The organism is Bradyrhizobium sp. T-1, from assembly GCF_053592855.1.
In genome coordinates this window covers 799,161-811,824 of sequence record NZ_JBSGOX010000002.1, presented here as the reverse complement: position 1 = coordinate 811,824, position 12,664 = coordinate 799,161, and the positions used below count along the sequence as shown (strand labels likewise).

7 protein-coding genes and 3 pseudogenes are annotated in these 12,664 nt (G+C 59.8%); 6 read left to right on the top strand and 4 right to left on the bottom strand.

The annotated features are described in order from the left end of the window. Nucleotides 1–1,690 precede the first annotated feature (1,690 nt). From ACWAT4_RS43170 to ACWAT4_RS43155, 4 genes are all read left to right on the top strand, one after another. Entirely contained in the window at nucleotides 1,691–1,903 is a 213-nt protein-coding gene (locus ACWAT4_RS43170) for a hypothetical protein (RefSeq protein ID WP_188637460.1), read from the top strand. A gap of 131 nt (nucleotides 1,904–2,034) precedes the next feature. Then, complete coding sequence (locus ACWAT4_RS43165) at nucleotides 2,035–2,949, top strand: transposase (RefSeq protein ID WP_128929885.1); 915 nt, start codon at nucleotides 2,035–2,037, stop codon at nucleotides 2,947–2,949. A 217-nt stretch (nucleotides 2,950–3,166) separates the two neighbouring features. Continuing rightward, nucleotides 3,167–4,093: an AAA family ATPase gene (locus ACWAT4_RS43160; RefSeq protein WP_237867165.1), complete on the top strand. Its 927-nt coding sequence runs from the start codon at nucleotides 3,167–3,169 to the stop codon at nucleotides 4,091–4,093. 1,441 nt (nucleotides 4,094–5,534) lie between these two features. Continuing rightward, nucleotides 5,535–6,248, top strand: coding sequence for an ATP-binding protein (locus ACWAT4_RS43155; protein ID WP_128929887.1), 714 nt, complete (start codon nucleotides 5,535–5,537; stop codon nucleotides 6,246–6,248). Nucleotides 6,249–6,555: 307 nt separating this feature from the next. On the opposite strand, the gene ACWAT4_RS43150 is transcribed toward ACWAT4_RS43155, so the two are convergent. Both ACWAT4_RS43150 and ACWAT4_RS43145 read right to left on the bottom strand, forming a co-directional pair. Beyond that, nucleotides 6,556–6,936 (bottom strand): response regulator transcription factor, encoded by a 381-nt coding sequence (locus ACWAT4_RS43150; RefSeq protein WP_128929888.1) that lies wholly within the window; start codon nucleotides 6,934–6,936, stop codon nucleotides 6,556–6,558. 56 nt (nucleotides 6,937–6,992) lie between these two features. After that, nucleotides 6,993–7,664, bottom strand: coding sequence for a response regulator transcription factor (locus ACWAT4_RS43145; protein ID WP_164934295.1), 672 nt, complete (start codon nucleotides 7,662–7,664; stop codon nucleotides 6,993–6,995). 776 nt (nucleotides 7,665–8,440) lie between these two features. Between ACWAT4_RS43145 and ACWAT4_RS43140 the strand changes: the two are divergent. Continuing rightward, nucleotides 8,441–9,187 (top strand): annotated as a pseudogene (locus ACWAT4_RS43140) (IS256 family transposase); the annotation flags it as partial. Nucleotides 9,188–9,238: 51 nt separating this feature from the next. Here the strand turns inward: ACWAT4_RS43140 and ACWAT4_RS43135 are convergent. After that, complete coding sequence (locus ACWAT4_RS43135) at nucleotides 9,239–10,627, bottom strand: transposase (protein ID WP_128929889.1); 1,389 nt, start codon at nucleotides 10,625–10,627, stop codon at nucleotides 9,239–9,241. A gap of 72 nt (nucleotides 10,628–10,699) precedes the next feature. On the opposite strand from ACWAT4_RS43135, the pseudogene ACWAT4_RS43130 reads away from it, so the two are divergent. Next, nucleotides 10,700–10,949 (top strand): annotated as a pseudogene (locus ACWAT4_RS43130) (transposase); the annotation flags it as partial. A 312-nt stretch (nucleotides 10,950–11,261) separates the two neighbouring features. Here ACWAT4_RS43130 and ACWAT4_RS43125 read toward each other — a convergent pair. Further along, nucleotides 11,262–12,478: pseudogene (locus tag ACWAT4_RS43125) on the bottom strand (IS110 family RNA-guided transposase). Between the last annotated feature and the right edge of the window lie 186 nt (nucleotides 12,479–12,664).

Genomic DNA, 12,664 nt, shown 5'->3' with positions numbered 1-12,664 from the left:
TCGCGGTATTGGGTGTCTGAGACATGGTGTGCTCCTTGTCTTTGCCGCCCCTTACCAGCTTCGCTTGCTGGCGGGGGCAGGAGGCCCATTAGCGGAGCTCGGAAGAGGAGGCGAACATGCCGTCGATATCGGGAGAATCAGGCTCCGCGATGACCAATATGTCCGTGAGTTTATTCGAACCTGATAACGACGTTCCAGGCGGCAAGCAATTGTAAAAGAGAACGCATGGAACACGTGGCGTCTAGGCACTCCGGGGCGTCGCTCTGTCGAGGAATGTCTTGGCCATCTCGCTGTCAGTCATGCAGGTATACGTCGGCATTCATCTCCAGTGCCGGATCGAGGTCTGCATCCAGGTGCATCTCCGGCGCCGACATGCTCCGGCAACACTATCCATGCCTGTTGCGAGTGACTGTCGAGTTACGAAGAACTCATGACCGCACATGGACGCATGGAGCACGCAGAGCATGCTTTGCTGATCGCCGTGCTGGCGCTATTCCGGTATCCTGGGCGATCTCGGACAAGCTCGGTAAGAGTGCACAAACCGAAGCGATCAGCAAACCTGTGGACGCCGTCATCGACTGGGCCTTGTTCATGGCCAAGACCAGCCGCCGCACAATGGTGGAGATGGTAGCTGAGCTGGAATCTCCTGCGGCGTCTATGTCACGCGTTCGCCGAGCTTCGACAAGCCAGGCCGATCGCCAGGACGGGCACTACGTTGGGGCCGGCAGCAATCACGCCCTCCCGCTCGATGCCGTCGGGAGCGCTGACCTAAGCGATGTCAGGTTGATACTTTGTGCCTCCGTTATGAAAAGGCTTGAATCGCACCTAGCGTCACATTGTACGATCCTGGAATGAAGTCGAGACCTCTGGTGAACCAACGCCGGCTACTCCTTAGCACCTGGGATGGCATACTTGGCTGTGGAGTTCTCGTATCTGTTCTAGTGGAAACCGGATGAAACGCGCGCTTTTGACTACGGCCGCACTGCTTTTGTTGGTAGGCACTGCTTCAGCCCGCACGCAAGAGGGCCCACCGGAAGGCGCGCAGGAGCCCCCCGCCCGGGAGACTCCCTGGGACCCTGATGACCCGGGTGCGGCGTGCCGCCGGGTGCCGGTTCCTTGTTCTGAGGAAGAGAGAATTAAACATCCAGGCCGGCTGATTTGCGGCCATCAACGGCGCGGCAACTGCCGCACCTGACAAAGAGAGCCCGCCGACGACCGTGCAACTTGATCGATCGGCCGCTATTTGGACTTGTGTTAGTTACCGCCGTCCACATCGAGCCTCGACGTCAGCACACCGAGGCCTACTCACCGCGCCGCAACCTAATCTCGGCAGAGGCTACACTTATCGATGCGGAGATTCCGTTCCGGACAGCAGGGACCATAAGAGCCCGTCGATGGGGATAGTGCTCTAGGGTTGGGTGATGGCTCCGCGACAGCTGCAATGTCGCGGTCGATCTCTTGCGCAAGCGAGGCCAGTTCGCTCCTCGCAGTATCCACGATCCATTGATCGAGACCGAAAGCATCTTTGCCCCCATAACAAAGCCGTGAGCCGTCGAGCGAGCTCGCCGGCGGTGACGAACTTGCATTCCAGATGACTACTGTCCTGACTCACAAGTTCGCAATCGTAAAATCGCATTGGATTCGCTTGGTTGTGCCAGAGCTGGGTGCTGGAATAGCGACGAAGGATTTGATGTCGGTCCAGCTACTTGCGCCCCTGATATTGAGCGATGATGAGCGTGCCGCACTGACGTCACTGACGAAGCGGCGGAACACGGCGCAGGCGCTGGCTCTGAAAGCCCGGATTGTGTTGACCTGCGCGGAGGGAGGACAGAACAAGAAAGTGGCGGCCAAGCTGCGCCTGGAGCGGCGGGACGGTAGGCAAGTCGCGCCACCGTTTTTGTAGAGCAGCGCGTGGCCGGGCTTCACGACGAGCCGCGTTCCGGGGCTCCGCGCACGGTTGATGATGTCCGAATCGAAGTCGTGACCGTGCGAACGCTGGAGAACTGCCCCGCCACGCATTGGAGCTCCCGCAGCATGGCAAAGGCGAGCGGTCTGTTGGTGTCGACGGTTCAACGCATCTGGCGGGCCTTCGGGCCAGCCGCATCGGATGGAGACGTTCAAGCTCTCGACAGACCCGTACCTACTGGCCAAGGTCCGCGACGTCGTCGGCTTTACGTCTCGCCGCCGCAGCACGCCATCGTCCCGTGTGTGAGCGACAAATCCCAAATCCAGGCTCTGGATCGCAGCCAGCCGATGTGGCCGATGCGACCTGGCCAGCCGGCCCGAAGGAGCCATGACTACAAAAGGCATGGCACCACCTCGCTGGTCGCGCCCTCGATATTGCGACCGGACGGGTCATCGGCAAGTGCTACCGACTTCACCGCGCCGCCGAATTTTGCAAGCTCCTCGACGAGACCCAGCCCGCGCCGGCTCGACGTCCATCTCGTCATGGACAACTACGCCACGCACACGACCCCGCTGATCCGGCGATGGCTAGTTAAAAGGCCGCGTTGGCATGTGCACCTGACCCCGACCAGCTCGTCATGGCTCAATCAGGAGCGCTTCTTCGAGCTCCTGACCGACAAGAACATCAGGCGCAGCGTCTATCGGAGCATTGCCGCCGTCAGGGCCGACATCGCTTCATTCATCGAACGGCACAACGCCGATCCAAAACCATTTCCATGGACCAATTCAATCGAGCGCTTCTGCCGATCCAATGCTCTGGTTCAGGACACTAGACTTGCAGCAGCACCCAGTGTGGGGCTCTGCGCATTTGGCCATAACGTTAATCATGGGCATGTACTCGAAGAGCGACCAAACACAGTTCGGCCCGCCGAACGGAATCGAGGCAAGAATGTGTCGACCCACGATCACGAGGATAAGTCTGGCCAGACCGCCCAACTGCTCGCAACGGCCAGGCCACTGAATGCCGAAGTGATACTTCATTGAAAACAAGAACGCCGCGGCATTGCTTGGTCGATTTCGGACAAGTCTGTCGAATTAGCCACACATCGGTGTCGCAACGGGTGAATACATAAGCCTTCCCTTCACCAGCCACGTGACTGCCGCCGGTCAGGATCGCGGTCGCTATACGGACCTCGTTTGCGATGGCACAACTATTGCTACCCCTTTACTCTGACACTCCATCTAACAATCGAGGAAGTACATGAAAGAGGCCTTCTCCGTAAACGAGAACAAGGACGAGTGCGTGGACGAGTGCGTCGACGAGTGCGTGGACCAGTACATGGATCACGAATTCCATCTTAATGCTGCGCTGTGGGCGCGGAGCGGCACGACCTTCCTCCCAGTCTCTGACGCTTCCTTGGAATTGCCAGCAGGTGCTTATCGCTGCCGCGAAAATAGTTGCACCGTTTTTTTCGAAAAGGTGCCGACTGTAACTGACACGCTCTTGAACTTGCCGGACACCGCCGCGGAGAGGCTTTTGGTCGAGTTCGACAAGTTCTGGGCTCTGCGCGAGGAGTACGTCGAGTACGGCTTCACGCACAAGCGCGGCATGCTCCTGTGGGGCCCTCCCGGTAGTGGCAAGACCTGCGCAATCGGACAAATGACACAGGTCGTTGTCCGAGATCATAATGGCGTAGTTGTCTTTATCGATCGCCCGCAACTGGCTAGCGCGTGTGTCGGTCTGCTGCGTCGCATTGAGCCCGAGCGGCCCGTGGTCATGGTTATGGAGGATCTGGACGAGCTCGTGGAAAGATGGGGCGCTGAGCACTTTCTTGCGTTGCTCGATGGCAACGCGCAAACTGCGAACGTGCTGCACGTTGCGACCACCAACCACCCTGACCGTCTGGACAGGCGCTTTGTCGATCGCCCTTCTCGCTTTGACACCATCATGGAAGTTGGTATGTCGTCCGCCCAGACCCGCCGCGCCTACTTCAAAGCCAAGGAGCCATCGCTTGACGATGCTACGCTCGACCGCTGGGTCGAGCAAACCAAACGCTACAATATAGCACATCTGCGAGAAGTCATCATTGGCATTAAGCTCTATGGCCAGAATGAGCGATCAGTGTTCGAAAGGTTGAATAGCATGCGTCAGAATCGCTTCGACTGCGAGAGCGAGGACAAAGAATGATGTCTTACTCCTAAGCTATGGCGACGCTGATCCTGTTTTAGGACCCGAATAGCTCGGCCGGAAGGTGGTGGCTCGGCACGCGTCATCCGGGTGTCAACTCGGGGGACGGACAATGGAGCCCTGCCGCCTGAGGCAAACGTACGCTACGCTCCATTGATCCTGACGAACCTCTGGCGGGGGTACGGTCACCCTGCGGCACGTTTCGTCGGGCCTTCCGCTGGCGCTACCGAAGCACGGACGCGTCGATCAAAACAGCGGTCTTCGAGCTTTGAATACCCGGGAAGGAGTACGTAGCTTGATCGTTCCCGTCATTAGTGTGACCGTCGCACTTCAAACATGATGCGGAGCCGAACCATGGCGGATGAGCAGCGAGCTTCTGTCCAAACTGCACGCAGGATACTCTATTTTACAAGGTCCTACTAACCCTTCAGCGTCGCCTTAACTCTTCGCGAAACGAGCAGGCGAACGCGCTGCTGCTTGCATCGGCCGTCAGCACAGCACGAACTGACGACGTCGCAAATGCCTAGTAACGAAAGGAGCCGGTCATTGCGCAACCCCGGCCAGCTCCACGGCCGGCCTTCTCCTCCGTTCCCCCCGGGGGCGAATTTGCACGGGGCAACCACCGCACGTTCGGGAGCCTCCACATACGCTCTCACCCTGACCGTCGCGCTAGGTCGTTCTCGATCCGATCATGAGAGACCGTGAGATATCGTATGGAAGAGTTCACTCCTGCGCGCCTTTTGCTTCGTGGTCTCAATCCAGGAGTGTATAACGATGCCTGCCCTGCGGGCCAGCCGAGAGGCCTCAATCAAAACCACGGCGCCAACTCGCCCTTCGCAAATGCGGCGAGCAGCTTCTCGAACCCGCGACGCGCGGTGCCACCACCAAAGCGACCGAGATCATGGTCGATCACGCTCACCTCGCTCCAGCCAAGCTGCCGCGCACCGTCACCTAAGCCTTACTGCCGGCGCGGTCCACTCGGTTGTTGATAACCTGGTCGTCCGCCGACTGACGAACGTGCACGATGGCCCGGCGAGGAGCGTGCTCAGGCGTGTTCTTGCTCACCGCTGTCCTCCTCATGTCGTTTGCGTCGGTCACCCCGTCGGTGAGCGATTCGGTAGGAAGCTCCTTCAACAGCTCCAGCGTTGCTGGCAAGTTTCAATCGGAATGCTGCTGCATCTTGGAGGGCTCTCGAACCGATCTCCCTGTGAGGTGACGCGCTCGCCACGACGACGTCCCCACAAATGGGACGAATAACCCTAAGAGGAGGATAAAACCGCGTCGACAAGAGCGCGCACCTCCAGCGACCGTCCACCGCAAGCCGCGGAGCAGGGATCAATCGGAAGGACGCGGTGGTGCACCGTCCATGCCGGCAGGAGCGTTAACATCCCATCAGGTTGCCTGATAACTAAATCGGTCTCACCCTCAAGCCGCTTGCAAGGTGACAACGACGACTAACGCTGCGCATTGCGGATGGAACGGGGAGGATCTCAATCGGGCTCCTAGACATCGGCCAACGCTGGTTGCCCCGGGGACTGGCAAGACTAACCTCGCGATCGCAATTGCCCGCAGCTGTGTCCGCGCTGGCGCCCGTGGCCGCTTCTACAAGGACGTCCACCTCCTCAACAGGCTAGGAGCCGAGGTCCGCGATGGCCGCCAAAGACGGCTCGCCGATCACCTGACCCGGTTGGACTTCGTTGTTCTCGACGAGCTCGGCAATCTGCCATTCGCCCAATCCGGTAATCAGCTCCCTGTTCCACCTCATCGGTCGCCTACGAGCGCACTCGTGCTGGTGACCACCAATCTGGTAGTCGGGAATGGCCGAGCGTCCTTGCGGACACACCAAGATGACCACCGCGCCGCTCGACCACCTGAACCTTCATTAGGATATTATCGAAAGCGGAATCGACAGTTGGCGCTTCAACAGTCGGGAAGAAGATCACGCCCGAACGCGCGCTCCCCGCGTCTCCGCAACCCCGAAATTGTGAACGTTAATCGACATTCCGACATTCCGAACTTGACGGCCACTTCTCGCCTTAGGGGGAAAACCATCGCATTCGCGTTCAAGACGCACCGCCCACCGAATCTCCCTTATTCGGCAATAGTCAGGAAGCGGACGCCGGAAGCGTACGACTCGCCCACGCTCAGCCTTTAGGGACCAGGGCCGAGAGTTAAACCCGCCGAAGATGTTCGGCGACCGCTTCATGATCAACGATGTGCGACTTCGCCCGAGCGCCTCAACTGGAAACAGCTTTCACTTGAAACTGCGCAGTAAGATGAGCGCGTCGGCAGGATTTGGCCGCCAAGATTAACTGCACTGAACATCAAGGAGCCTCCGTCAACGCACGCGTGCATCGCAATTGCAAGAGTTCCGATTAGGACGTAACGTGTACCGCGAGTGCAGGCGATTATCTCAGACTCACCAATTCCGTTGAGGTGCTTTCCGCAAAGAGTGGTCGCTTTCATTTCCTTGTGTCGTCAAGTCCTTCGAGCGCTGCAATGAGGCAGTTGATCAATGTCATTGTGGTAAATGGTTTAGCGAGAAGGCAAATACCGCCAGCTTCGATTGCGCGGGCGCGAACTGATCTCTCTGCATTGGCCGTAATGAAGATAAACGGCGTTTGACGACCGTCGTTTCGCATTTGCCGTAGCAGCTCAAGCCCGTTCATGAAAGGCATCTGGATGTCGGCGATTACACACGACGTGGCAGCCAGCACCTCCGAGCGTAGAAACTCTGGGGCGGATGCAAACACTTGAACGTCGTAGCCGCGAGAGGACAGAAGGTTGTTCGTGGCGGCACGAACGGACGGATCATCGTCAATGATCGAGATGAGATGAGGCATTATAAGCGGAAAGCCTTTAGCTGCAGCGCTATCCAACCGAGAGCCGCCGCTCGTACTCAGGTTTGCACGTTTCCATTTGAGCGGGACAGGCCCAGCAACTCAATCATTCTTATGAGATCGGCGAGCGACTTAGCGCCGACTTTGCGCATGGCTTGGCCACGGTGGACTTTGACGGTGATCTCGGCGAGGCCGAGCTCACCCGCTACTTGCTTGTTCAAGAGCCCTGACGCAACCAGCGTCAGAATATCACGCTCTCGCTGCGTCAGACCTTCAAAGCGTGAGCGCACGCCGGCTCGCATCTTCTCAAGCTCTCGCCTTTGTCGATCTCTTTCGATTGCAATCTGGACTGCGCGAAGCAAATCCCGATCGCGGAAAGGCTTTGTCAGGAAATCAACCGCCCCCCCTTTCATTGCCTGTACCGTCATTGGAACATCCGCATGACCCGTTATGAAAACAATTGGCGTATGCATATTCGCGCTAGCGAGACCGGATTGCAGCTCGAGACCGCTCAATCCAGGCAACCGAACATCGAGCACAAGGCAGCTCGGCCCCTCGGGGCGGTCCGCTTTTAATATCTCCGCGGCGGAGGCAAAGTCCTTCACTTTCAAACCCGCCGATTGGAAAAGGTTCGTAAGAGCCTTCCGTATCGAGGCATCGTCGTCGACAATCAGCACCACTGCTTCGTTGTGATCCGGCACCAATTGCGATGCTTGCAAGCGCTCGTTCACGTGCCATCCTTTCAAACAGAACCATGGCAAATCCAAAAAACCTAGATTCTCGGCCTTATAACGGCTCTGCTTGGTCCGGGATGAGGGCCGATTACTGCTCTCGCCCAAAACCTACGGACTTCCGATTATAGGCCCGCTCCGGTATACACAAGTATGACCCGGGCCCTCACTGCTTTCTTCTCGAGCTACCCCTCCGAATTCGGCAATTCAACCTGACGTAGAGAACAAAGCCGCAAACGAGCGCGACCAGCCCAGACTTCCCGCTCAGGACTTCGCCTGCCCGAAGATCACCGTGCTCCGATATTCCTGGCACACCTCGATCGACAGTACCACGTTCCAACATACCAGCAAAATCAACAACCTGAATCCTTGCCGCATGAGGTGGCAAGGTACCTTGCAGCCGCCACTTGGGTTGTACAGGTCGAGGCAACTTGTTTCAGCTGAAACGGCCTGATTGAGGCAGATAGGGCAAGCCGGCGCTCCTGCGACTACCCGCTGAGAGGCGAGCATTTACACCATCTTTGCTTGCATTGCGCATACGTCACACCTTTTGGCGTTGGATTCCGACGCGGTACTCGCAACTGGCTTACCTCCTTAATCTCGGAGTGACGAGAGTGGGGTCGTGTCCCAGGGAGTGGTGTAGCTCATTAGCAAAGCCGCTCGCGACGCGCGCTCCCCCATAGCGCTGTAGCGAGCGAGCGGCTTTGCGAGTGGTCACCGATGATTCGTCGGTAAGGTTTGGATTGCGACAGCCAACCTGACTCGAGGAACCACCGATGACCGACGACATGATGAACCTGCGCACGCTCGTAGAGAAGATCCCCGATGCTGATCTGTTGCGCGAGATGATCGGCTTTGCTGCCCACCGGCTGATGGAGCTGGAGGTCGAGGGCCTGACCGGAGCCGCGTACGGCGAGAAGAGCCAAGAGCGGCAGGTCCAGCGTAACGGCTACCGCGATCGGAGCTGGGAGACCCGCGCCGGCACCGTCGAGCTGCGCATTCCCAAGCTGCGCAAAGGCTCCTACTTCCCCGGCTTCCTGGAGCCGCGGCGGATGGCCGAGAAGGCGCTCACCGCGGTGGTGCAGGAGGCCTATGTCCACGGCGTCTCGACTCGCTCGGTCGACGACCAGATGCAGGCGAAGGGCATGAGCGGCATCTCCAAGAGCCAGGTGTCGCGGCTGTGCGGTGAGATCGACGACAAGGTGAAGGCCTTCCTCAACCGCCCGATCGAGGGCAATTGGCCCTATCTGTGGATCGACGCCACCTATGTGAAGGTGCGCCAGAACGGGCGCATCATCTCGGTCGCGGTGATCATCGCGGTCGGCGTCAACAGCGACGGAAGGCGCGAGGTGCTCGGCATGGACATCGGCCCGTCCGAGGCCGAGACGTTCTGGACCGCGTTCCTGCACAAGCTGGCGCGGCGGGGATTGCGCGGCGTCAAGCTGGTGGTCTCCGACGCCCACGAGGGGATCAAGGCGACCGTGGCCAAGGTGCTCAACGCCTCCTGGCAGCGCTGCCGCGTGGGGTCGTTGAAGAAGTGGCCCATAGATTCGCGCGATGCAGCGACCGGCCTATCATGGCCCTCGCGTCAAAGCCCGCGCTACGGCGCGATCTGAAGCCGCAAACGCATTTTGAGGGACAATCCAAGACAGAATAAGCGCAAGGAGAGCGGTTGCCAGCCGCTTGAGGTTGATGGCGGCGGCCGTCAGGTAGGCCTGGATCTTCATATTCGGTAGACCGCGCCGTACGGCGCGCGCCAGCCCATGCCAAGTTTTGGCTTCGCCGTGGAATCCCTCTGAGCGCCAGCGATGGCGTTGATAGAGATGTCGATCCTGCTTACTCCATCGCTCGCGACGGCGGCGGGCGCGCAGCAGTGCCGGATAATGGTCACCGACAACGACCGCTTTGTTAACCCGCCCTTTGGATAGGCAATCCCGCTTGAGCGGACACCGGGTGCAATCCTTCGCCTTCGCGTAAAAGAAACGGCCGTGCTTGATGGGCCGCGCGGGGCGCAAGATACGTCCTCGCGGGCACTTCAAGATGTCGTTCTTGGCATCGTACCGGAAGCGTCTGAGCGGTACGCGACTCTTGATTGGTTCGGCTTTAGCTGGGATGAGGGCATCAATGCCGCGCCGCTCGAGCGCGCCGTAGACTTTAGCGTAGGCATAGCCCGCATCGGCGGTGACGACCTTGATGTCGATGCCCGTAATCGCTTCGATCTCATCGACTTGCGGCTCGATCATCTCTCCTTCGTTCGTTTGTTCAGTCGTGACCGCGACATCCAGAATGACACCGACCTTGTCATCGACGGCAGTGTGCTGCTTGTAAGCGGGTTCCAGCCGCCGGTTTCGGGCATTCGTAGCCATTGTCGCATCGGGATCAGTCGTGCAGACCTTTTTGTACTTCCCGCTTTGCCGGCCCTTTCTCTCATCCTCGCTTTCATCTTCGCTTTGATTTTCGCTCAGCACATCCACCGCATGCTGCTCGGTGAGGCTATCCCAACTCACGTTGGCGCGGATTAGCGACGCATCGATGTGAACCACTTCGGCTGTTGCGATCTTGGCCTTCAGACAGGCCTGGACCGTGCGTTTAAAGATCCTACGGAATCGCTCTTCGCCCCAGCGCTGGCGGATGCGCGTCAGGCTGGAATGGTGCGGTAGCCGCTCATGCAGGCCATAACCAGCAAACCAGCGAATGGCGATGTTAACCTGAGCCTCTCGGATCAGCTTGCGATCGTGTACGATGCCGGTGAGCAGACCCGCGAGCATCAGGCGGACCGCGGCCTCCGGATCGACGCCCGGCCGACCGTCGTTCGCGCTATAGCGGTCGGAGACCTCTTCCCTTAGCCAAGATAGGTCGAGCACACGATCGACCCGTGCCAGCACGTGCTCATCTGGGACGAGCTGTCTGAGCGAGCCAGTGATGAAGAGCTCCAACTGATCCCGCTCCTTGCGCCCCAGCATCTCGTTTGCTCCGCCAATCGCGAATCGCCGACGAGAACGGAATCAGCCAATTGCAGCTTTTTCAACGACCCCCGCGTGCACTTCATGCGCAACGCGCTGGCGCATGCCGGCAAGAGCGGCCGGCGCGTCGTCTCCTCCTTCATCGCCACCGCCTTTGCCCAGGACCATGCCGAGGAGGCGCGGGCGCAATGGCGGCGCATCACCGACCAGCTCCGCCCCAAGCTCCCGAAGCTCGCCGCCTTCCTCGACGAGGCCGAAACCGACGTGCTCGCCTACATGAGCTTCCCAGCCGCGCATCGCGCCAAGCTGCACTCGACGGATGAGATGGACAAGCGATTTCTTCAGACCGAGACGACGACTGCGAAAATCGCTGTAAGTCCATTCTTTTGTTCGGTCGCGCGGGTCATTCTTCCGTCCCGGCCACCGATCACGCAGCCGCCGCGCGCAGGGGCGGTCAAGGCTGGCCGCATTTGCGGCTACCGCAAGGCTTGGCCATGATCCGCCCGAGCACGGCGGCTGCGTGGAACGGGACTGGCCCGGCTGGAAGTTGCCGTCAGCTGCGATTATGATTGTTGGGCGCGGGCGACCTCGTGGCGAAGCGTGACGCGTCGGCTGCAAGCGTCACCGGACTGCCCTATTTTGTCTTGCCGAACTGAGGCGCCCGCGCGCCGGTTTTTGGCCGCCGCGCTTTCCATTGCGACATGAACCGTTCGTAGCTTCGCTCCGCCTGGGCGGCAATCGACATCTCGCCATCGCGCAGCGCCTTGATGTTGCAGGTATAGGCTGGTCCACGCCGGTTGCCTTTCTGTTGCGGATGTCCGGCTTGAAGTTGCATCGCGCGGGTCTTATTGGCGACCATCGCTGGGCGGGCCCACAGGTAATCTTCGCCCCTTGTCAACAAATGCCAGCAGAGCACAGTGAGCTTCCGAGCCACGGCGACCGCGGCGATCTGGTGGCCACGCCGCGCACGGATGCGCACGAAAAACGCATGCAGTGGACCGGGCGCCTTGGCCGCTGCCCAGGCCGCCTCAACCAGTATGGCGCATGCGTGACTGCGGCCGATCTTGCTGATTCGACCGTGATGGGCGGCTCCCAGTCCCGACTGCCGCACCCTCGGGTTCAGCCCGAAATAGCTCACCAGCTTCTGCGGGCTGCTGAACCGGCTGATGTCGCCGATCGCCGCCACGATCCCGGTAGCGACTGTCACATTCACGCTGGTGATCGTCATCACTCTGTTGACCGCGGAATCGTCGATGGCGTCCTGCGCGATCTCGCGGTCGAGCAGGGCCAAGTCCTCCGCCAGCCGGTCGAGCTCACGAACGTGCCGATCGATCGCCGCGCGCTCATCGTCCGGAAACTGTTGAGCGGCCAGCCACGCCCGGCCGCGGGCATTGAAAAGATCGGCATGCGAGCACTTTGGGATCAGGTGCGCATTCAGGATCGAATGCACTTCGTTCTTGAGCCGCGTGCGATGCCGCACGACCTGGTAGCGCCGCGCCACCAGCCTGCGCTTGCGTTCGGTCTCCGCATCAGGCGTCCAGATCTGCGGCAGGGAGCCCGCCGCCTGCAGGCTGGCGAGTGTACCGGCGTCGATCTTGTCAGTCTTGACGTGCGCCTGAGCGATCGCCTTCACCTGCAACGGATTGGCGATAGTCACCCGCGCCACGAATGGCGTCAGCACCCGCGACACCGCCATGCTATTTCCAGTCGCCTCGATCACCACTTCGTCGGTCGACCGCAGACTCTTGCCCATCCTTCAAGGGCGGCCCGGGTCATGTCGACCCGGCCCGCATGTCGAAGGATGCCGTCTTTCCAGATTACCACCTCGCCGAAGGTTCGGTGAACATCGATACCAATCACGCGTCGCATCTGCGCGTCCTCCCTTCCGTTGATTATTGCGGGAGCGGCGGGCGACACGACAACTACGGACTCGCGCTCACGGCGCAACCGGGCAAGTCGCAGAGGCGGCCAGCTACTAACACGAGCTCTCGGCTCATCGTGTGTATCGGCCTGCCCGCACCTTCGTGCTCCCGGTGC